The following is a 21,074-nucleotide window of genomic DNA, read 5'->3' on the forward strand; positions in this document are numbered from 1 at the left end:
GCCCATGAGCTGGACGTTCGTGGTGCTTGCGCTGGTGCTCTTTCTCTTTGCGATCTACATCGGCTTTTTGTGCGGCCAGTGGGCGTGCGAAAAGCGCGTCATCACCAAGCGTGACTACTGGATTGCCAACTTTGCGGGAGCGGCGGCAGTCATCCTGCTGACCTGGGTGTTCTCGCTGTTCCCGCTAGTGCAGTTTGCGCCGATCGGCTGGCTCGGCGGCTTTATCGCCGGCCTTAAAATGAGCTTTGGCGAATCCGTCGGCCCGTGGCGCAAGCACGACGAGGTCTTTAACGTCAACAAGGCTCACCGCGCCGCCGCCGACGCGGGCGACGCCGAGGAGCGACGCCGCGCGCGTCGCAATGGCGCGGCCGACCGACAGCTCATCTCGGTCACCGATGACAGCAAAGGTGCTGGCAAGCACGCTAAGAAATAGTAAAAAGAGGTAACTATGGCAGAAAACAAAGACGAACAGCTCACCGACGAGGAGCTGGCACAGCTCCAGCTGGCAGAGGAGAACGAGAACGCCGTCGACCGCCTGGTCAAGGAGCTCGGCTGCCCCACGCGCCGTATCCGCCAGTTTGCCGCCCGCGTGCTGCACCTGCTTGCCGAGCGCGATCCGCAGCGCGTCGTGCCCTGTGTGCCCGCGCTGATCGAGGCGCTCGATCGCCCCGAGGCTCAGACCCGCTGGGAGGCCCTCGATGCCCTGACGGCGCTCGCCACCACTTGCCCCGAGCAGCTGGGCGATGCCTTTGAGGGCGCCGAGACCGCGCTGTTCGACGAGATTTCCTCCACGCTGCGCTATGCCGCCTTCCGCCTGCTGTGCGTGTGGGGCGCCACGAGCGTCGAGCGTTCGCGCGAGGCTTGGCCCATCCTGGACGAGGCCATCCAGTGCTACCACGGCGACCTTGAGTATCGCGATATGCTCGGTTGCCTGTACGAGTTTGGCCAGGGCGAGATCGACGCCGAGGTCGCCGAGAAGCTTGCGCTGCGCCTTAAGTTCGACGCCGAGAACGGCAAGGGCAGCTATCTCAAGGCCCGTTCGAGCGAGATTTGCGAAATGCTTGTTAAACGTTTTGGCCTGGATCTCTCCAAAAAGAAGAAGCGTGCTAGCGTTAAAAAATCTGACGACGCCGAAGACGAGGAGTAACAGATTATGGCGCACGATGTAGTCCTGATTCCCGGTGACGGTATCGGTCCCGAGATTACGCAGGCCATGCGCCGCGTGGTCGAGGCCACCGGTGTCCAGATCAACTGGAACGTCCAGGAGGCAGGTGCCGGCGTCATGGACGAGTTTGGCACGCCGCTGCCCCAGCACGTGCTCGATGCGGTCGCCGAGACCAAGGTTGCCATCAAGGGCCCCATCACCACGCCGGTCGGCACGGGTTTCCGCAGCGTTAACGTGGCCCTGCGCAAGCACTTCGACCTGTACGCCTGCGTGCGCCCCTGCCTGTCGCAGCCGGGCGACGGCTCGCGCTTCCGCGACGTCGACCTGGTCATCGTGCGTGAGAACACCGAGGACCTCTACGCCGGGATCGAGTTCGATGAGGGCGCTGCCGAGGTCGAGGAGCTCTCACAGCTTGTCGAGCGCTCGGGTCAGAAGACCTTCGCCGCCGATTCCGCCATCTCAATTAAGCCCATCTCCATCGCCAAGAGCCGCCGCATTGTGGAGTACGCCTTTGAGTACGCCCGCCGCTGCGGCCGTAAAAAGGTGACGGCCGTGCACAAGGCCAACATTATGAAGGCGACCGATGGCCTGTTCCTGCGCGTTGCGCGCGAGGTGGCCGCCAACTATCCCGATATTGAGTTCAACGACAAGATCGTCGACGCCACCTGCATGGGCCTGGTCCAGAACCCCAACGACTTCGATGTCCTGGTGCTGCCCAACCTGTACGGCGATATCGTCAGCGACCTGTGCGCCGGCCTGGTAGGTGGCCTGGGTATGGCCCCCGGCTCCAACATCGGTGCCGACTGCGCCATCTTCGAGGCAACGCATGGCTCCGCGCCCGATATCGCTGGCCAGGATATCGCCAACCCCACGGCCGAGATTCTGTCTGCGGCTATGATGCTCGATCATCTGGGCGAGAACGATGCGGCCAATCGTATCCGCGCCGCCGTGTCCGCCACGCTCGACGAGGGTAAGCAGGTTACCGGCGACGTGCGTCGTGCCCAGACCGGCTCCGTCGAGGGCGCCGTGGGCACGCAGGCCTTTGCCGATGCCGTTATCGCGCACCTGGCCTAAGACATGCAGGCTGCAAACGCCTAAATAGTACTTAAGTGTTTGCGTATAACCTAAGAATCAATACGCCCGGCACTCTGTCGGGCGTATTCTATTGAAGACTATGTTTCCTAACAAGGAGTAACTGATATGGGTCTGATTCAAAAGAAGGACGAGAAGGACGAGATCGACGGCATCCAGATCATCGAGCGCGGCGAAGGCCCCGACGGTGACGAGGACGAGAAGATCGATCTGGTCGCCGGTACGTCTGCCGAGCACATTGCCGCCGGCACGACGGCCGAGGAGGAGGACGCCCGACTGGAGGCTCAGATTGCCGCGGATGCCGCTGACGAGAATCTGATGCCCGAGGCCCAGGATGAGGACGACGATATTCTGGGTTCCGATGAAGACGACCATGCATCCAGGCACAAGAAGACGATGATTGCCGCCTTTGTGGTTGCCGTCGTGATCGCCGCCGTGGTCGGCTTCTTTATTGGCAATGGCGGCTTTGGCGGCAAGGGTGTCGGCTCGTCGACCCTGACCGAGGACCAGCTCGATTCGACCGTGGCAAGCTATAGCTACAACGGCAAGAAGAGCGACATCACCGCGCGCGAGGCCATCGAGAGCCAGTACAGCCTCGACACCGTCAAGGATAGCGATGGCAACTACACCGCTCCTTCTGCCGACGTCATCCTGTCCTACGTGCGCAACAAGATCCTGCTCGACGCTGCCGAGGACGAGGGCATTACCGTCTCCTCTAAGGAGATGAAGCAGTACGCCGAGGAATCCATCGGCACTTCGGACTACAAGACCATGGCCACGCAGTATGGCGTGTCCAAGGACCAGGCCAAGCAGATCGTCCGCCAGTCCGCGACGCTGCAGAAGCTCTACAAGAAGAAGGTGGGCGATAGCTCCGCAAGCATGCCGACCGCCCCGACCGAGCCTGCTGACGGCAACGAGGAGACCGCGAGCAAGGACTACGCCGATTACATCATCAAACTTGCCGGCGACGAGTGGGATAGCGAAAAGGGCACCTGGAAGGACGCCGATACCACCTACGCTAAGGCCTTCGCTGACGATGCCTTTACGGCTGATAGCGCTACCTACAAGCAGGCCATGACCGCCTATTACACCGCCTACCAGCAGTACTCTTCGCAGGCTTCGAGCGCCAGCTCCAAGTGGACCGAGTATGCTAACGGCCTCTACGCCAAAGCCAACATCAGCATCTACGGCCTGTTTGCGTAAGGTTTGCCTGCACTACTGCGCGCTAGCCGATCTGCCTGATTTAGCCCGCTAGAACGGACAACGTTCTAGCGGGCTTTTTGCTGCCGAAACCACTGGGGTAGGCCTCGCGCCCGCGCAAGCGCTCCATCGCGCTTCCCTAATTCATATGGGAAAACAACTGCAAACGATTGCAAGTAACCGGTGAACGGTCGAAAACTACCGTTCACCGATAATCTCAAAACTGGTTCTAACTGGTATTAAGTCAAAAAGACCAATTCACATATCTTCACAATGACCTGCAATTTTTCTTCACGCTATTTTTAGCCGCCCTGCGTTGTTTAGACACAGGAAAAGATCCGATCTTTTGCCAAAACATTTCGAAACGGTTTCAAAACCGCAGGTAGAAGTGTTAACGACCGGTAAACGGTCGAAATATCACCGTGAGCGGTGCAAAAACGTTTTACCGTATGAATCAACGAAAGCGACCTCTTCTGGGGTGATATAGTGACAACAACACATCACGTGGTTACTACCAGTTTAGAAACCACTGGTCTTCAAAGAACGCTTTCTAAGAAGCTTTAAGGGCGAGCGCCCGCTGGCTTCCGAAAATCATCGGACTCAGATTGTACACACCTTCGGAAGGGAAATTTGAATGGTTGGCTTTATTCTTACCGGTCATGGACAGTTCGCACCCGGCCTTGCAAGCGCTATCGCTATGGTTGCCGGCGACCAGCCTGCTTTTACCGTCGTTCCTTTTGAGGGCGACCAGGCTGCTTCCTACGGTGAGGATCTCCGCGCCGCTATTACCGCCATGCGCGAGGAGTGCGATGGCGTGCTCGTCTTTACCGACCTGCTTGGCGGCACCCCGTTCAACCAGTCGATGATGATTGCCCAGGATGTCGACAATGTCGAGGTTCTGACCGGCACTAACCTTCCCATGGTTATTGAGCTTCTGTTCCTCCGCGGCAACGCCACGCTCGCCGAGCTTGGCGAGCAGGCCGTGACCGTTGGCCAGACGGGCATCACCGCCCAGACGGTCGCATCCGTTGCCGGCTCCGACGAAGAGGATATCTTCGGCGACGAGGACGGCATCTAATGGCCGATTTCGGAGCCAACGTCCTGAGCTCCTCGGTCGCCCTTTTAGGCCTGCTTGCCATCATGGGCTTGATTTACACCATCTGGTCGCAAATCAACATGAAGAAGAAGCAAAAGTACTTCAAGGAGCTGCACACCGAGCTCAAGCCGGGTCAGGAGGTTCTTTTCGCCGGCGGTATCTACGGAACCGTCAAAGGCATCGAAGGCGAGAAGGTCCAGATCAAAGTCCGATCCGGAGCCGTCGTAGATGTTTCGCGTTACGCGATTCAGGAGATCAAGTAACTGTCGTCAGCAAATAACGAAAGGAAGCTGATCAACATGGCAGAACCCAACATTCTTCTTACCCGCATCGATAACCGACTGGTTCATGGTCAGGTTGCCACCCAGTGGAACTCCACCCTGGGCTCCAACCTCATCCTCGTCGCCAACGACGACGTGGCGTCCAACACCATGCGCCAGAACCTCATGAAGATGGCCGCTCCCGCCGGCGTCGCTACGCGTTTCTTCTCTCTGCAGAAGACCATCGACGTCATTGGCAAGGCGAGCCCGCGCCAGAAGATCTTCATCGTGGCCGAAACACCGGAAGACGTGCTTACGCTCGTCAAGGGCGGTGTGCCTATAAAGAAGGTAAACATCGGCAACATGCACATGTCGGAAGGAAAGCGCCAAGTCGCCACCTCCGTCGCAGTTAACGACGAGGATGTCGCTGCGTTTAAAGAGCTGCAGGAATTGGGGGTGGAGTTGGAGATCAGGCGCGTTCCGAGCACGCCTGTTGAGGACACGAGCAAGCTCTTCTCGTAATCCTCGTGATCCACGTTGTCAGGAGTGAAACCCTGACGTTCTGTACGTGAAATCCAAAGTGCGTACATACATTTTGAAAGGAGGAGCAAGATGGAATACTCGATCATCCAGATCGCTCTGGTCTTCGTCGTCACGTTCATCGCGGCAATCGACCAGTTTGACTTCCTCGAGTCTCTCTATCAGCCCATCGTCACCGGCGCCGTCATCGGTCTTATCCTTGGCGACCTTAACACCGGTCTTCTCGTGGGTGGTACCTATCAGCTCATGACGATCGGCAACATGCCGATCGGAGGCGCTCAGCCGCCTAACGCCGTCATCGGCGGCATCATGGCAGCCATTCTCGCTATCGCCACGGGCCTCGAGCCCAACGCGGCAGTCGGCCTCGCCATTCCGTTCGCTCTGCTTGGCCAGCTTGGCGTTACCCTGGTCTTCACGCTTATGTCCCCGCTTATGTCCACGGCCGATAACATGGCTCACAACGCGGACACCAAGGGCATCGAGCGCCTGAACTACTTCGCCATGGCTCTGCTCGGCCTGATCTTCGCTGTCGTCGTCACCCTGTTCTTCATCGCTGGCGCTACCATCGGTCAGACCATCGCTTCTGCCATCCCGACTTGGCTGCAGACCGGTCTCTCCGCTGCAGGCGGCATGATGCGCTTCGTCGGCTTCGCCGTCCTGCTCAAGGTTATGATGAACCGCGATATGTGGGGCTTCTTCCTCATGGGCTTTGGCCTCGCGCTCATCACCGTTGCCAACGATTCGCTGGCAACCCCTGCTCTGCTCATCCTCGCTCTCATCGGCTTCGGCATCGCTTTCTGGGACTTCCAGCAGCAGACCGAGCTGAAGGGTGCAGCTGTTTCTGACGGAGGTGACTTCGAAGATGGCATCTAATGAGTATGTGATCCCGGAGCACTACGAGGATCTCACTCCTGCTCCGCAGCTCGACCAGAAGACCCTCAACAAGATGGCTTGGCGCTCCTGCTTCCTGCAGGCATCGTTCAACTACGAGCGCATGCAGGCCGCTGGCTGGCTTTACTCCATCATCCCCGGTCTGGAGAAGATCCACACCAACAAGAACGACCTCGCGGCTTCCATGAGCCACAACCTGGAGTTCTTCAACACCCACCCGTTCCTTGTCACCTTTGTTATGGGCATCGTGCTTTCGCTCGAGCAGAACAAGGTTGACATCCCCACGATCCGCGCCGTCCGCGTCGCCGCAATGGGCCCGCTCGGTGGTATCGGTGACGCCCTGTTCTGGCTGACGCTCGTGCCTATCACGGCCGGCATCACCTCCAACATGGCCATCAACGGCAACGCCGCTGCACCGATCATCTTCCTGGTGATCTTCAACGTCGTCCAGTTCGCTCTGCGCTTCTGGCTCATGAACTGGTCCTACAAGCTTGGCACCAGCGCTATTGACGCTCTGACCGCCAACATGCAGGCCTTCACGCGTGCCGCTTCCATCATGGGCGTCTTCGTCGTCGGTTGCCTGGTCGTCACCATGGGTGGCACCCAGATCAACCTCCAGATCCCCAACGGCACCACCCGTGGTCTCTCCGCTACTACCGTGATCGTCTCCGAGAAGGAGGCCGAGAACTTCACCGGTATGGAGGGCATCGATACCGAGACCGCTGAGGCCGGTACCATCGCCATGACCGATAAGGACGGCAACGCCCTTACCGCTTCCGATGCCGACGGCAACGCTGTCGAGTGCGGCGTCACCGATCTGGGTAACGGCATGGAGTCCGTGACCTACGGCACCGTTACCGAGGATCCGGTCAACTTCTCTGTTGCCGACACCCTCAACACCATCGTCCCGAAGCTCGTCCCGCTTATGCTTACGCTGCTGCTTTACTACATGTTCGCTAAGCACAGCTGGACCCCGACCAAGGGCATTCTCCTGCTCTTCGTCCTTGGCATCCTGGGCGCTGGCCCGCTTGGTCTCTGGCCGAGCATCTGGTAAGGCTCTAGCTTGAGGGGTGTGTCCCTACGCGGCTCACACCCCGACCCCTTAAGCCATGTGTATGTTAAAAGCCGCGTGCTCGAAAGAGCGCGCGGCTTTTGTTTTCTTAATGATTCGGGTGTGGCAGACAGATAATGCATAACACCCTAGGTAGTTAGCCGAATTCGAGCAAAAGGGAGGATAGGATGGCGATCGGAGCGCGTAAGCAACCGCTGTACGATCAGCTGGTCGATATTCTGACCGAAAAGATTGACCATGAATATCGCGCCGGTGACATGATTCCTTCCGAGCGCGAACTTTCGGAGCGCTATGGTCTCTCGCGCACTACGGTACGCCTGGCTCTGCAGGAACTGGAGCGTTTAGGACTGGTGGTTCGGCAGCACGGTCGCGGTACCTTTGTGACCGACCGTTCGGCAAAAGCAACCAATCTTATGCAGTCCTACAGCTTTACCGAGCAGATGCGCGCGATGGGTCGAGAACCCGAGACCACGATTCTCGAGTTTTGCGAGATGGAGGCCGATAAGAATCTGGCCGAGCATATGGGATTGCGCATCGGTGATCGCATTTTTAAGCTCAAGCGTCTTCGCTCTGCCGACAACATGCCCATGATGGTCGAACGCAGCTATCTACCGGTTCGTCAATTTCTGTCCCTAAAGCGACCGCTGCTGGAGCGTAAGCCGCTTTACGATGTGATTGAGCAGGACTTTCAGCAAAAGATTCGCGTGGCCGAAGAGGAGTTCTATGCGAGCATAGCCCGTCCCACCGATGCCCACCTTTTGGGAATTGTCGAGGGCTCGCCTGTGCTCGATTTGGTCAGGACTACGTATAACGAGTCAAACGAGGTAGTGGAGTACACACTCTCGGTTGCTCGTGCCGATCAGTTTAAATACAAGGTTTACCACCAGCGCAGTAACTAGTGCTCGCATCGTTTCCATATGGTGATTCTTTGCATTTAACTGGTTACTACCAGATAACCAACCGAAGTGTATAATTGCACGTCAGAGGATTACTTCTAGAGAGAGGTATTAGAAATGTTCGAGAAGAGTGTCGAGGAGCTCACCGAGCTCGGCGCCCAGATCACCACGGCCGAGATTGCTCAGCAGCCCGAGCTTTGGCGTGATACGCTCAACATCTATCGCGAGAACAAGGAGGCCATCGAGGCCTTCCTGGCCGAGGCTCGCGCTATGGGCGAGGGTCGTCTGTCCGTTGTCTTCACCGGTGCCGGTACGTCCGACTACGTTGGCGATACCTGCGCCCCGTACCTGCGTCACGCTGGCAACACTGATCTCTACGACTTTAAGCCCATCGCCACGACCGACATCGTGAGCGCCCCGCGCGACTTCCTGCGCGCCGAGGATCCCACGCTCGTGGTTTCCTTTGCCCGCTCTGGCAACAGCCCCGAGAGCCTTGCCGCCGTTGCCGTTGCCAAGGAGCTCGTCCACAACGTCAAGTTCCTCAACATCACCTGCGCTCCCGAGGGCAAGCTTGCCGTCGAGTCTGCCGATGATCCCAATGCGCTGACGCTGCTCATTCCGCGCGCCAACGACAAGGGCTTCGCCATGACCGGTTCTTATTCCTGCATGACCCTGCTCTCCACCCTTATTTTCGACACTGCCTCTGACGAGCAGAAGGCCGAGTGGGTCGAGACGATTGCCAAGATGGGCGAGGAGGTCATCTCCCGTGAGCCCGAGATCGCCGATTACCTGGCTGGCGATTTCAACCGCGTGACCTACTTGGGTTCTGGCTCCTTCGGTGGCCTTGCTCAGGAGAGCCAGCTCAAGATCCTCGAGCTCGCTCACGGTCTGGTCGCTACTTCCTACGACACCTCCATGGGCTATCGTCACGGACCTAAGTCCTTCGTCGACGATAAGACGCTCGTCTTCGTGTTCGTCAACAACGACGCCTACACCCGTCAGTACGACATCGACATCCTCAACGAGATCGGTGGCGACGAGATCGCTCAGCACACCATCGCCGTTCAGCAGGAAGGTGCCACCGTCTATGAGGGTGAGTCCTTCACCTTTAAGGGCTACGAGGCACTTCCCGAGGGTTACCTTGCTCTGCCGTTCGTGATGTTTGCCCAGGCTATCAGCCTGCTCAACTCCGTCCGCGTGGGCAACACGCCCGATACGCCGAGCCCCACCGGCACGGTCAACCGCGTGGTTAAGGGCGTGACGATTCACCCCTTCACCGCTTAATCGCGTCCCCCTGTAAGGGCGCCCGTCCGCTCATAACGGCGGGCGGGCGCTTTTTGTTTTACGTGAGCTGGGTATAAGCATTACCACAGTCAACTGCTTTAGAAGCGAGGAGTGCATATGAGCACGTACGCAATTAAGGCTGACAAGTTCTTCTTGCCGGCAGGCCCGCAACTGGGCGGCTATCTTATGGTCGAGGATGGCGTTTTTGGCGCCTGGCAGGCCGACGAGCCCTCTTGCGAGATTAAGGGCTACACGGGATCGTGGATCGCACCGGGTATGGTCGATACTCACATCCATGGCTTCTACAACCACTCAACTACCGATAACGATCCCGAGGGCATCGATATCAGCTCAACCGAGCTCGCCCGTCGCGGTACCACCAGCTGGCTGCCCACGACGTTCACCGATGGCGTCGAACAGATCAAGGACGCCTGCGCTGCTATCGCCAAGGCGGACGAGGGCCGCGGCCCCGACTTCTGCGGTGCCCGCATTCAGGGCATCTACCTGGAGGGCCCCTTCTTTACCATGAAGCACGTGGGCGCGCAGAACCCCGCTTACCTGATTGACCCCTCCGAGGAGGTTTTCGACCAGTGGCAGGAGGCTGCGGGCGGTCGCATCGTTAAGAGCGCCATGGCCGCCGAGCGCGACGGTGCCGCTGCTTATGCGGCTGCTCTGAACGCCAAGGGCGTGGTGACCAGCATCGGTCACTCCGACGCCACCTACGATGAGTGCATCGCCGCTATCAATGCCGGTGCCAGCTGCTTTACGCATACCTATAACGGCCAGCGCGGTCTGCATCACCGTGAGCCCGGTGTCGTGGGTGCTGCCATGTCCACGCCCGAGACCTACGCCGAGATCATCTGTGACGGCAAGCACGTAAACCCTGCCGCCATCAAGGCACTGCTGCAGGCAAAGGGCTGGCAGCACACGGTGCTCATCACCGACTGCCTGGGCTGCGGCGGCATGCCCGAGGGCAGCTACACCAGTGGTGGCATGGACGTCATCATGAAGGACAACCTGTGCTGGCTCGCCGACGGCAAAAGCATTGCCGGCTCGGTGCTCACGCTTGCCCAGGGCGTCAAGAACATTGTCGATTGGGGCATCGCCAGCGCTGATATCGCCATTCGCATGGCAACCGAGGTGCCGGCTCGCTCTGCGCACATCGAGGATAAGTGCGGCAGCATCATGCCGGGTCGCGACGCCGACTTTGTCGTGTTCGACCATGAGCTCACCCTCGTCGAGACGTATGTTGGCGGCCAGAGCGTCGGCAACGCCTTTACCGATTAACGATAGAAAAAGACGGCGGGCCCGAATCTGCTCGGACCCGCCGTATGGGTTAAACGCTCAAAAGCACCTTAACAGTTACAGCTTGTTAACGATCTTCTTTGCCGTGCGCTTGACGCCGGCCACAAGACCCCCCGCGGGATGCTCCTTTTCGTATGCTAGACGCTTCTCGCGCTTGGCGTACTCTTCGACGATGATGTCGCCATACTCGTCTTCGATCTTGTCGAAGAAGTCGACGGCGCCCTTAATTTCCTCAGCGGTCGGGTGTCCCTTCTGGACGCCGCCGGTGAGTTTGAACGGCCCCCACGTATCAAAGCCGGGACAGCCGTAGACGCCCATAAAGATGGCCTGCCTCATGCGGCAGATGCCATCGATATCCTTGCCGTACCACTTGTTTTTGCCACCGTAGGTCATAAGGCCAAACACCTTGTCCTGCGGCTGCAGCACGTTCGTGAGCACGCGTGCCATGTCCTTGTCGATCTCGGAGTAATAGATGCCCGTGGCGACACCGATCAGATGGTATTCGTGCAGGTCGGGGTACTCGTTTTTACCGAGTGACTTCACGTCGAGGGTATCGATCTCGGGGTGCGCCTCGACGATGGCGTCCACGAGCTTTTTCGTATTGCCGTGGTGGTGTGAGGCATAAAGGATGATGGTTCGCATAAGAAGGCCTTTCAGCTGTAATTGCATCAATGTCTGTATGGTACCCCGTTGCATGGCTGGGAAACCGGACGCATCGATGAACGTGCGGGTTTGTCCTTTGGTCAGGGCCGAGACGGGTTCTTGCGAGCAAAAAGCAGTTGTTCGAAAGGATGGACAATGGAATACGCTCTCTCCAACGATTCGATTTCTATCAAGGTCTCCACGGCCGGTGGTTCGTTTACCTCGATTGAGGCTGGAGGTCGCGAGTACTTGTGGCAGGGCGATCCCGCCGTGTGGTCCGGCCAGGCACCGATTTGCTTCCCGATTTGCGGAGGTTTGCGCGATAACAGCGCCATGACGTTTGCCGGACATCATGTGAAGCTCGCCCGCCATGGGTTTGCGCGCAAACAGGAGTGGAAGCTGCTGAGCCAGAGCGAGAACGAGCTGGCGATGTGCCTGGCTTCGGAGGATAACGCCGCGCTGCTGAGCGATTATCCGTATCCGTTTAAGCTTGTCGCCCGCTATACGCTCGAGGACGCCGCCGTGCGCGTCTCCTATGAGGTTACCAACGAGGGCACCGAGGACATGCCTTTCTTTATCGGTGGACACCCCGGCTTTAGGTGCCCGCTCGATGAGGGCGAGGCCTATACGGACTACGAGTTGCGTTTTGAGAAAGACGAGGCTGCTGAGCTTTGCGCTGCCGTCCCCTCGACTGGCTTGATTGACGTGACCAACCGCTCCAAGAACCCCATGGTGGGAAAGACGCTGCCTTTGTCGCATGAGCTCTTCGATTTTGCGGAGACCATCTTTGACGTGCTCGAGAGCCGTCAGGTCACGCTTTCCAAAAAGGGCGAGGACAAGGGCGTTCGCCTGAGCTTTGAGGGCTTCCCGTACCTCATTGTGTGGAGCAAGCCCGAGGGCGATTTTGTGGCAGTTGAACCCTGGGGCGGCCTCTCGACCTGTTCCGATGAGGATGACGTGCTTGAGCACAAGCGCGGCTGCCTTATCGCCAAGCCCAAAGAAACCATCGTGCGCTCGTTCACAATCGAGATTCTGTAGTCGCATGTAGCCAATTCGTTTTGCAAGGCATAAGGAGCCTGCGAGATAAGGAGCTAGAAATGATCCTCACCGTTACGATGAACCCGTCCGTCGATACGCGCTATCAGCTCGATGAGCTCATTATCGACGACGTCAACCGCGTGACGCCCGAAAAGACCGCCGGCGGTAAGGGCCTCAACGTGGCCCGCGTCCTGGGCCAGCTGGGCGACGATGTCGTGGCAACCGGCCTGCTTGGTGGTCATATGGGCGCCTATATGGCCGAGCTCATGGATGCCAACGGCATTAAGAATGATTTTGTGCCCATCAAGGGCGAGACCCGCATCTGCCTCAATATCCTTCATGCCGGCAACCAGACCGAGCTGCTCGAGAGCGGCCCGACGATTGCCCCCGAGGAGCTCGATGCCTTTACCGCCAAGTTCGCCGAGCTTGCGAGCAAGGCCGATGTCGTTACCATCTCGGGTTCGCTGCCCCGCGGCGTCGAGGCGGACTACTATGCCAAGATCACGGGCATTGCCGAGAACGCCGGCGCCAAGGTGCTGCTCGATACCTCGGGTGCCTCGCTTGAGGCTGCGCTCAAGTCCGAGGTCAAGCCCGAGCTGGTTAAGCCTAACCTGACCGAAATTAACGGCCTTCTGGGCACGAGCTTTACCACCGACGATGTGGACGAGCTCCGTTCCGCGCTCGCCTCTGACGCCCGCTTCTCCGATATCCCCTGGGTCGTCGTATCCATGGGCGCTGCCGGCTCAGTTGGCTTCCACAATGGCCGTGCGTTCCGCGCCAAGACCCCCGATATCCCCGCCGTTAACGCTACGGGCTCTGGCGATTCGACCATTGCTGGTTTCGCACATGCGATTGCTGCCGGCGCCGACGACGAGACGGTGCTGCGTACCGCCAACACCTGCGGCAAGCTCAATGCCATGGATCCCATGACTGGCCACTTGGTTATGGATCGTTGGGACGAGGTTTACAACGGCGTTGTCGTGACCGAGCTGTAGGAGCTTGTGCTGCGGCCCCGGCATCGGTTGCCAGCTCATGTCGACGACAAGTGCAGTAGCATTATGCCGGGGCGCGACGCCGACACTGTCGTGTTCAATCCCGACCTTACCCTGGTCGAGACGCATGTGGGTGGCAACAGCGTCGGTAATGCGTTTGCCGAGTAGCCGCCAAAGAAACGATCCGAGAGGGGATTTAGATGATTTACGGTGCATTGGGCGATATCGAGGAGTACCGTGGAATGCTCAAGGGCCTCGACGTGCTGATCGACTGGCTCGAGGAGAACGATCCGGCGAAGCTCGAGGTCGGCAGCCATCCGATTCTGGGCGACAAGGTCTTTGCGAACGTCATGGCTCCCACGACGCGTCCCGAAGCCGAGGCTCACTATGAGACGCATCAGCGCTATCACGACCTGCAGATCGACGTCGAGGGTCGCGAGGCCTTTAAGGTTGCCACGGGCAGCCTGACGCTGGTTCAGGAGTTTGACGAGAAGGACGACTACGATCTGGTCGATTCCGACGCCTCGATCGCCGGCGATCTTGCTGACGACAAGTTTGCGCTGTTTGTTGCCGGCGAGCCTCACATGCCCACGCTCGAGTTTCCGGGCGATGGCGCACAGCCGGTCAAAAAGATTTGCTTTAAGCTGCTTGCAGATGCTTACTGGGAGGAGTAGCGAGCTACTCGGCTGAGTTGTTCGTATGCTGGCGTGATTCCATTGAGGGGCGCGCTTGAGCCCCGTTAATCGCGGTTCCCTTGGGGATTGCGGTTGGCGGGGCTTTTTGTTGAGTAGGGGAGTTGCCGGCGGCGTTGTGCTTGGATTGGCGGATATGCGCCCGAAATTGGCAACAAAAAAGCCGCCCGAAGGCGGCTATCTTGTGCAATGGAGCCAGCGACCGGGCTCGAACCGGTGACCCCCGCTTTACGAGAGCGGTGCTCTACCAACTGAGCTACGCTGGCGGCCATATGGTGACGCAACTGAGGCGTCAACGGCTGTCTATGATACGGGACATCGCAAATCCGCGCAAGTGTTCTGACGGCTTTTCTCACTTTAAATGCACTAATATTGGAGACGCGATGTCTTGCTCTTACGGGTCTCAAACAGAATGGGGCAGCGATGACTCAACCCAAGATTCTTCTCGCACGCATCGACGACCGTTTCATTTACGGACAAGACGTTGAGCTGTGGAACGAAGCCGTGGGTTCCAACCTTGTCCTAATCGTCAACGATGAGATCGCGGCAGATTCGCGCCAATGGGCACCCATGAGGGTGGCGGCGCCAGAAGGCGTTTGGACGCGGTTTTTCTCGGTGCAAAGGACCATCGACGTCATTCATACCGCAACGCCTCGCCAATTGATTCTGATCATGGTGGCCTCACCCTCCGATGCGCTCGCGCTGGTTAAGGGCGGTGTGCCGATCACCAAGATCAGCATTGGTCATATGCAGGCAGGGGAGGGCAAGCGTCCCGCAACGCCCGCAGTTGCCGTAGACGACACAGACGTCGCTGTTCTCAGAGAGCTGCAAAAGCTCGGCATAGAACTAGAAATCCGCTATCTCCCCAGTTCCGCCCCCGACCCCATCGGCAATCTGTTCAACTGATCCCTTGGGGACGGAGGAAAACGGATCATTTTGCCTTCGTAGGGGATCTGTGTGGCGCTGTCCGCCAAAACTATGCCGGTTTACTACGATGAATTGCTTATCGCCGAGCATGCCAAATTTGCAGAGAATAAAACCGCAGGTAGACGAGTTGCTAATTTTTTATAAACCAGCGCGTGGTCGGACATAGTGGGTTCATCGTAGTAATTCGGCATAGTTTTGTTATGTCACCAATTCGGTGGCATCGAAAAGAAGGATTTAGGCATGAAGCAGCGCCCGTTGGCGGTGGTGCCGGCGGGCGTTGCTGTGCGAGATGTCGCGTTGTGGGCCTAGTGCCTCATAAAGTGGTATTCGATCATATTGCTGTAGGGGTGACCCGGACCCACAATGCCCTGCGGGAACAGCGGCTGGTGCGGCGTGTCGGGGTACATCTCGGCCTCGAGGGCAAAGCCGGCGCCCCAGCCATAGTTGGCATCGTCCTTGGCGTGCTCGTCGCCCAGCCAGTTGCCGGTGTAGAGTTGCACGCCCGGGGCGGTGGTGTAGTAGTCCAGCTCACGACCGGTCCACATCTCCTCGACATGTAGGGCGCGACGCAGGTTGCGGCCGTACTGATAGCCATCGATGCACAGGCAGTGATCGTAGCCACGGGCCTGCTTAATCTGCGGGTCGTCGGCCTCCATGCCGGGTGCGACGGGGCGCAGCTCGCGAAAGTCAAACGGTGTTCCCTCGACCGGAGCGATTTCGCCGGTGGGGATGTTCTGCTCGTTAATGGGCAAGTAGTGGGCAGCGTTGGCGATAAAGAAGTGCTCACAGTCCATGCCGGCGTTATGGCCGGCAAGGTTAAAGTACGTGTGGTTGGTCATGGACACGTAGGTGGCGCGGTCGCTCTCGCAACCATACTCGATGCGGAAGACGCCGGTGCGCGTAACGGTAAACACAGCCGTAAAGATTCGGTTGCCGGGCAGGCTCAGCTCGCCATCCTTAAGCGAGGTGGTCATGCGCACGGCGTTGTGAGTCTCGTCGAGCTCAACGTCCCATACGCGCTTGTGCAGACCATGCTCAAGATCGCTGTGCAGGTTGTTGACGCCTTCGTTGGCCGGCATGTGCCAGTCCGTGCCGTCGATGGTGATCGTGGCGCCCGCGGTGCGGTTTGCCACGGGGCCGATGGTCGCGCCAAAGCAGGCGGGGTTGTCAAAGTAATCCTCGAGCTTATCGAAGCCCAGCACCACATCGCGCACGTTGCCGGGAATATCGGGCACATCGATACCCAGCACGGTGGCGCCATAGTCCATAATGCGAACGCAGATCTCGGGCCCGTTGAGGGTATAACGATGAACGGAGGTGCCGCACGGCGCGGTGCCGAAAAGCTCGGAAGTGATCATTTGGTTCCTAACATCGAGGTATTTCGGACAAACTGTAGCGCGAACAGGTGAGATTATCACTACACCCCACTAAAGCAGGGGGTATTTTTCTCAAAAAAGTGATGATTGGAGCTGTGCGGGTGTTCATTTTTGACGCGCACGAGTCTGATACAATTTGTTCGTTACTGTTTGAATGATATGCGCGCAAAGAACGGCGAGGATTCATCGTGATTAAGGCAGAGCGACAGGATAAGGTTCGTCAGCTGCTCGAAGAGCAGGGCACGGTTTCGGTCAAGGAGATTTCGGATGCGCTGGGCGTTTCGGATATGACGATTCGCCGCGACCTCGAAGAACTTGCGAGCCTGGGCGAGATCGAGCGCGTGCACGGTGGCGCCCGTAGCGCACAGGGACGTCCCCATGCCATGTTGCGCCATGAGTATTCGCACAGCGAAAAGCGCACTAAGCATGCCGAGGAAAAGCTGCAGATTGCGCGCCGTGCTGTGGAGCTTATCGAGGAGGGCTCGACCATCTTTTTGGGTACGGGCACTACGGTGGAACAGATGGCCTCGATGCTGCCGGCGTGTCGCCTGCGCATTGTGACCAACTCGCTTTCGGTGTTTAACCTGCTCGAGGCGCGCGAAGACTGCGACCTGTGCCTCGTGGGCGGTATGTACCGTCGCCGCACCGCCGCTTTTGTGGGACCAACGGCCGAGGATACCCTGCGTGCGTTGGGCATCGACGCGGCGTTTATCGGCGCCAACGGCATTCTGGATGGCAACGTATCTACGTCCAACATGGACGAGGGCCGTATCCAGCAGCTCGCCTTTAGCAAGGCCGACTCACGCTATCTGATCGCCGATTCCAGCAAGATCGGCAAGCGCGACTTCTACACCTTCTGTCGCTTGGACAGCCTGGATGCCGTGGTGTGCGAACCGGGTATCGCCGCCGAGAATCGTGCCGCCATCGAGGAACACACGCAGGTCATCTGCTAGCTTAGGTATTACAGATCTAGATATTTCGAACCGGGTGCCCCCGTTCATCTCAATCTGTAACAATTGGGGCCGAAAATCCCTGCTAGATGTTACAAATCGAGACAAACGGCCTGCTCGGGTCGAGCCAAAACAAAAAAGCCGCATGCGAACCCGTGGAGGGATTCGCATGCGGCCGACAGGGGGTATGCGGCTTGAATTAGGCCATGAGCAGGCCGGTCTCCGCGACGTTCTTGTACCAGTACGCGCTCGCCTTGGGATAGCGCTTCTGGGTCTCGAAGTCGATGTAGAACAGGCCGTAGCGCTTGTTGTAGCCGTTGGTCCAGGAGAACTGGTCCTGCAGCGACCACACAAAGTAACCGTCGACGTTTACGCCGCCGTCGATTGCCTTGAGGATCCATGCGAGATGCTGGCGCATGTAGTCGATGCGAGGGGCGTCGTCGATAAAGCCGTCCTCGAAGTCATCCTTATAGCCCATGCCGTTCTCGGTGATGTAGATCTTCTTGTAGTTGGGGTAATCGTTCTTAATGCGGAGCAGCAGGTCGTAGAGGCCCTCGGGATAGATGATCCAGTCCCAATCGGTGGTGGGTACGCCTTCGCGCACGCATGACTCGCCCACGCCCTTGAGGAACCAGCGCGAGGAGCCCTTGTCGCCGGTGCCATTGTGGTTGATGTCGTTTTCGCCCTCGGCGGCACGCAGGAACTGGCACTTGTAGGTGTTGACGCCCAGGCAATCGTTGTAGGGGAGCGCGGCAGTCAGCGCGGCGATGTCCTCGTCGCGGACGTCGAGCTCGCCGCCGGCGATATGGGCCAGCTTGGTCGCAGCCTCCATGGTGTCGGCTGCATAGTGGCCGCGGAAGGTGGCGTCGAGTACCCAGCGGTTGTTGATGACGTCGGCCATGCGAGCTGCCTCGCAGTCGGCGGCGTTGTTGGGGTCGAGGGGATACTTGGGCTCCAGGTTCTGGACAATGCCGATCTCGCCCTCAAAGTCGCCCTCGTGGAAGGCGACGACGGCCTTGGCATGGGCCACCATCATGTTGTGCATAAGCTGGAAGGCCTTGTCCAGGCGATACTTCTCGCCGTGCGGCCAGTTGCCAACGATAAAGCTGCCCTCGGCGGTCGCGGGAATCTCGTTAAAGGTGAACCAGTGCTTGACCTCGGTGAACTCGGCAAAGCAGAACTTGGCGTACTCGACAAAGGCGTCGATGGTCGTGCGCGTCAGGAATCCCTCGCCGCCGTCCTGATAGAAGGCCTCCGGCGTATCGAAGTGATCGAGCGTGACATAGGGGATAACACCAGCTTTGTTGCAGGTGGCGAAAAGCTCGTGATAGAAGGCGACGCCCTCGGGGTTAATCTCGCCGGTGCCACTGGGGAAGATACGGCTCCAAGCGATGGAGACGCGAATACCGTTGATGCCGAAGCGCTGGCACAGGTCGATATCGACCGGATACTTGTTGTAGAAGTCGCTTGCAGGATCGGGGGAGAAGCGACCCTGTGCGGCCAGGAAATCGTCCCAGGGCACTTTGCCCTTGCCGTGCGTGCGGGTCTCGCCCTCAACCTGGTAAGCGGCGGTGGCGCCGCCAAACACAAAGCCGTCGGGGAACTGCATGGGGTTGGTCATGAGTCATCCTTTCTGTGGGATATGAATAGGGAGAGGTGCCCAAACTGGGGGTCCGGGCACCAACAGAGGAAGGAACTAGTCGAGGTTCTCGCGGAGCCACTTGATGGCGCCAGCGGGGTCGCGAGTAAGGTCGATATATTCCTTACCGCGGGGAGCGAGCAGCTTAATGCCCAGACGATCGGTGTCGGCCTTCATGTCGTTGTAGTAGCTACGAACCTGCGGGGCAAGCACGATAACGTCGTACTGATCCATGATGGCAGTGTGCTGACCATAGGCACCGGCGGAGGAAGCGATGTTCTCTCCGGTCTGTGCGGCACCTTCCTTGATGGCGTTGGCGAGCATGGCGGAGGTGCCGGCGCCGGCGCACAGGACGAGGACCTTCAGGCCATCGACATCCTTCTTGGCGGATGCATCGGCAGCGGGCTTGGGCTGATCGGCGACAGGCTTGCTGTCAGCGGCGGCAACAGTCGTCTCGACGGAAGCGGTAGCCTGCTCGACAGCGGGCGCAGAGGGCTTGGCGGCGATGGCAGCGGTACCGTTGGGCTCAAGACCCAGCTCGGCGGCGCGCTCGGCCTCCTGGTCGCAGAGCAGCTTATCGTATGCCTTCAAGAACGGCAGGTAGATGATGGCGTCCAGCAAAATGATGATCGCGACAAATACCAGGGCAATAAGCTGGAAGTTCGTGGTGATGAAAATGCCGATGGGGGCGGGGGTGGCCCAAGGCACCACGAAGGAGAAGCCGTTCATGCCCACGTTATCGATAAAGAACTTGGCAACACTCACGTTGACGCAGCCGGCGGTAACAAAGGGGATGAGCATGTAGGGGTTAAGGATCATCGGCGCGCCAAAGAGCAGCGGTTCGTTGACGGCGAAGGCAACAGGAACAATCGAGGCCTTACCGACGGCCTTGAGCTGCTTGGACTTCATAAAGAGAATCAGCAGAAGCGGCACGATGAACGTGGCGCCGGTGCCTCCGAACTCACCCACGAGCGACATGTTAAAGGTGAGGGAGTGGGCGGGGTGGCCGCCTGCCAGCAGAACCTGCAGGTTCTCGGCCTGGTTGGCAAGACGGATGGGGTCGATGCCCGGCTGGACGATCGAGGGGCCGTGGACACCGATGAACCAGAAGAACGCGGTGGCTGCCTGGATAAGGATAAGGCCAGGATAGGTTTCTGCAGCGGTAAAGAGCGGGGAGAGCAGTTTGATAAGCAGCTCGGAGAACGGAACGCCCATGAGGTTGCGCACGATGACATCGATGATGCCGCAGATGATGACGGCGCCGCCAAAGGGGATGATGTCGCGGAAGTTCTGAGCGATGGCGCCCGGGACCTCCTTGGGCAGCTTGATGGTCAGATCGCGCGAGACGCAGAACTTATAGACCCACACGGTAATGAACGCGGCGATATAGGCCGAGAACAGACCGCGCGTACCCATGCTGGTGCAATCGAAGACCGAAAGCTCGGAGCCGTCGAGCTTGGTGGTGAACTGCGTGACTGCGAGCAGCAGCATACTGCATTGGGCGGCCACCATGGTGGAACCGTCGTTGAGCACTTTGCCGGCGGGCATGCGACGGTTCATGGATGCCGTGAAGTTCTTGGCGGTGGTGCCGGCAACCATGATGCCCATGACGCCCATGGTGAAATTGTACAGCTTGTTGCACCAGTCGAGGAGCGGCTGGGGCAGCGTGATGCCGACCACGCCGGGAAGCGTGGCGATCAGCAGGAAGATCGAAGAGGTGAGGACAATGGGCATGCACCCAAGGAATCCGTCCTTGATGGCCTGGAGGTAGATGTTCCTCGAGATCTTCTCAAAGAACGGTTGATGCTTTTCGAGCATCTTTACGATGGCGTCCATAGAGCTCCTTTGCTGCTTGATGCGCGATGCATGTGGATGGAACTGGTCGTCGATGGATGGTCAGGACTGCCCGGAAACCTTCCTGCTTAAGGAAGGCATTGCGAAATGACAACGTTGTCATTTCGTTAATGACAACGTAAGACATTTTTGGAAGAGCAACAAGGATTTACGGGTGAACGGT

Annotated in this window: 21 protein-coding genes and 1 tRNA gene; 17 read left to right on the forward strand and 5 right to left on the reverse strand. The window is 58.6% G+C overall.

Annotated elements, in window-relative coordinates; genetic code table 11:
* Nucleotides 1-4 precede the first annotated feature (4 nt).
* The 12 genes from DW823_RS07805 to nagA all read left to right on the forward strand — a co-directional run bounded on the left by DW823_RS07805 (nucleotide 5) and on the right by nagA (nucleotide 10,783).
* Nucleotides 5-433 carry a hypothetical protein gene (locus DW823_RS07805; protein WP_118081574.1) on the forward strand — a complete coding sequence of 143 codons (429 nt, stop codon included), beginning with the start codon at nucleotides 5-7 and terminating at the stop codon, nucleotides 431-433.
* A gap of 15 nt (nucleotides 434-448) precedes the next feature.
* The gene (locus DW823_RS07810; RefSeq protein ID WP_118081577.1) at nucleotides 449-1,147 is read left to right on the forward strand and encodes a HEAT repeat domain-containing protein; all 699 of its coding nucleotides are present in this window, start codon (nucleotides 449-451) and stop codon (nucleotides 1,145-1,147) included.
* Between the two features lie 6 nt (nucleotides 1,148-1,153).
* Nucleotides 1,154-2,239 (forward strand): isocitrate/isopropylmalate dehydrogenase family protein, encoded by a 1,086-nt coding sequence (locus tag DW823_RS07815; protein WP_117802809.1) that lies wholly within the window; start codon nucleotides 1,154-1,156, stop codon nucleotides 2,237-2,239.
* A gap of 126 nt (nucleotides 2,240-2,365) precedes the next feature.
* Nucleotides 2,366-3,460, forward strand: coding sequence for a hypothetical protein (locus DW823_RS07820; RefSeq protein WP_118081579.1), 1,095 nt, complete (start codon nucleotides 2,366-2,368; stop codon nucleotides 3,458-3,460).
* A gap of 631 nt (nucleotides 3,461-4,091) precedes the next feature.
* Entirely contained in the window at nucleotides 4,092-4,535 is a 444-nt protein-coding gene (locus DW823_RS07825; RefSeq protein ID WP_117743271.1) for a PTS fructose transporter subunit IIA, read from the forward strand.
* On the forward strand, nucleotides 4,535-4,816 hold the full coding sequence (yajC, locus tag DW823_RS07830; protein WP_117654923.1) for a preprotein translocase subunit YajC: 282 nt from the start codon (nucleotides 4,535-4,537) through the stop codon (nucleotides 4,814-4,816). The genes DW823_RS07825 and yajC overlap by 1 nt, the downstream gene beginning before the upstream one ends.
* Nucleotides 4,817-4,852: 36 nt before the next feature.
* Entirely contained in the window at nucleotides 4,853-5,335 is a 483-nt protein-coding gene (gene agaV / locus DW823_RS07835) for a PTS N-acetylgalactosamine transporter subunit IIB (RefSeq protein WP_022094611.1), read from the forward strand.
* A 90-nt stretch (nucleotides 5,336-5,425) separates the two neighbouring features.
* The gene (locus DW823_RS07840; protein WP_022094610.1) at nucleotides 5,426-6,226 is read left to right on the forward strand and encodes a PTS sugar transporter subunit IIC; all 801 of its coding nucleotides are present in this window, start codon (nucleotides 5,426-5,428) and stop codon (nucleotides 6,224-6,226) included.
* A complete protein-coding gene (locus tag DW823_RS07845; RefSeq protein ID WP_055251210.1) occupies nucleotides 6,216-7,298 on the forward strand; it encodes a PTS system mannose/fructose/sorbose family transporter subunit IID in 1,083 nt (360 codons plus the stop codon). The genes DW823_RS07840 and DW823_RS07845 overlap by 11 nt, the downstream gene beginning before the upstream one ends.
* Nucleotides 7,299-7,483: 185 nt before the next feature.
* Nucleotides 7,484-8,215, forward strand: a complete 732-nt coding sequence (locus DW823_RS07850) for a GntR family transcriptional regulator (protein WP_022094608.1) — start codon at nucleotides 7,484-7,486, stop codon at nucleotides 8,213-8,215.
* A 114-nt stretch (nucleotides 8,216-8,329) separates the two neighbouring features.
* A complete protein-coding gene (locus DW823_RS07855; protein ID WP_035137674.1) occupies nucleotides 8,330-9,496 on the forward strand; it encodes an SIS domain-containing protein in 1,167 nt (388 codons plus the stop codon).
* Nucleotides 9,497-9,613: 117 nt separating this feature from the next.
* Nucleotides 9,614-10,783 (forward strand): N-acetylglucosamine-6-phosphate deacetylase, encoded by a 1,170-nt coding sequence (gene nagA / locus DW823_RS07860; RefSeq protein WP_118081581.1) that lies wholly within the window; start codon nucleotides 9,614-9,616, stop codon nucleotides 10,781-10,783.
* Between the two features lie 75 nt (nucleotides 10,784-10,858).
* Here nagA and DW823_RS07865 read toward each other — a convergent pair whose 3' ends face one another.
* Nucleotides 10,859-11,443, reverse strand: coding sequence for a flavodoxin domain-containing protein (locus DW823_RS07865; RefSeq protein WP_225093927.1), 585 nt, complete (start codon nucleotides 11,441-11,443; stop codon nucleotides 10,859-10,861).
* Nucleotides 11,444-11,599: 156 nt separating this feature from the next.
* On the opposite strand from DW823_RS07865, the gene DW823_RS07870 reads away from it, so the two are divergent.
* The 3 genes from DW823_RS07870 (at nucleotide 11,600) to DW823_RS07885 (ending at nucleotide 14,147) form a co-directional block, all read left to right on the forward strand.
* Nucleotides 11,600-12,481: an aldose 1-epimerase family protein gene (locus tag DW823_RS07870; protein ID WP_117847913.1), complete on the forward strand. Its 882-nt coding sequence runs from the start codon at nucleotides 11,600-11,602 to the stop codon at nucleotides 12,479-12,481.
* 59 nt (nucleotides 12,482-12,540) lie between these two features.
* Nucleotides 12,541-13,476 (forward strand): hexose kinase, encoded by a 936-nt coding sequence (locus DW823_RS07875; RefSeq protein WP_055251199.1) that lies wholly within the window; start codon nucleotides 12,541-12,543, stop codon nucleotides 13,474-13,476.
* A gap of 197 nt (nucleotides 13,477-13,673) precedes the next feature.
* Nucleotides 13,674-14,147, forward strand: coding sequence for a YhcH/YjgK/YiaL family protein (locus DW823_RS07885; RefSeq protein WP_117629886.1), 474 nt, complete (start codon nucleotides 13,674-13,676; stop codon nucleotides 14,145-14,147).
* A 208-nt stretch (nucleotides 14,148-14,355) separates the two neighbouring features.
* Here DW823_RS07885 and DW823_RS07890 read toward each other — a convergent pair.
* Nucleotides 14,356-14,431 (reverse strand) — tRNA-Thr (locus tag DW823_RS07890).
* A gap of 157 nt (nucleotides 14,432-14,588) precedes the next feature.
* On the opposite strand from DW823_RS07890, the gene DW823_RS07895 reads away from it, so the two are divergent.
* Nucleotides 14,589-15,071 carry a PTS sugar transporter subunit IIB gene (locus DW823_RS07895; protein WP_117772918.1) on the forward strand — a complete coding sequence of 161 codons (483 nt, stop codon included), beginning with the start codon at nucleotides 14,589-14,591 and terminating at the stop codon, nucleotides 15,069-15,071.
* 326 nt (nucleotides 15,072-15,397) lie between these two features.
* Here the strand turns inward: DW823_RS07895 and DW823_RS07900 are convergent, their stop codons facing one another.
* A complete protein-coding gene (locus DW823_RS07900; RefSeq protein WP_118081584.1) occupies nucleotides 15,398-16,450 on the reverse strand; it encodes an aldose epimerase family protein in 1,053 nt (350 codons plus the stop codon).
* Between the two features lie 206 nt (nucleotides 16,451-16,656).
* On the opposite strand from DW823_RS07900, the gene DW823_RS07905 reads away from it, so the two are divergent.
* On the forward strand, nucleotides 16,657-17,421 hold the full coding sequence (locus tag DW823_RS07905) for a DeoR/GlpR family DNA-binding transcription regulator (RefSeq protein WP_233543046.1): 765 nt from the start codon (nucleotides 16,657-16,659) through the stop codon (nucleotides 17,419-17,421).
* A 196-nt stretch (nucleotides 17,422-17,617) separates the two neighbouring features.
* Here the strand turns inward: DW823_RS07905 and lacG are convergent, their stop codons facing one another.
* Complete coding sequence (gene lacG, locus DW823_RS07910) at nucleotides 17,618-19,039, reverse strand: 6-phospho-beta-galactosidase (RefSeq protein ID WP_199574410.1); 1,422 nt, start codon at nucleotides 19,037-19,039, stop codon at nucleotides 17,618-17,620.
* A 75-nt stretch (nucleotides 19,040-19,114) separates the two neighbouring features.
* Nucleotides 19,115-20,893 (reverse strand): PTS lactose transporter subunit IIBC, encoded by a 1,779-nt coding sequence (locus DW823_RS07915; protein WP_118081586.1) that lies wholly within the window; start codon nucleotides 20,891-20,893, stop codon nucleotides 19,115-19,117.
* Between the last annotated feature and the right edge of the window lie 181 nt (nucleotides 20,894-21,074).

The sequence above is a fragment of the Collinsella sp. AM34-10 genome, from assembly GCF_003469185.1.
Taxonomy (GTDB): Bacteria; Actinomycetota; Coriobacteriia; order Coriobacteriales; family Coriobacteriaceae; genus Collinsella.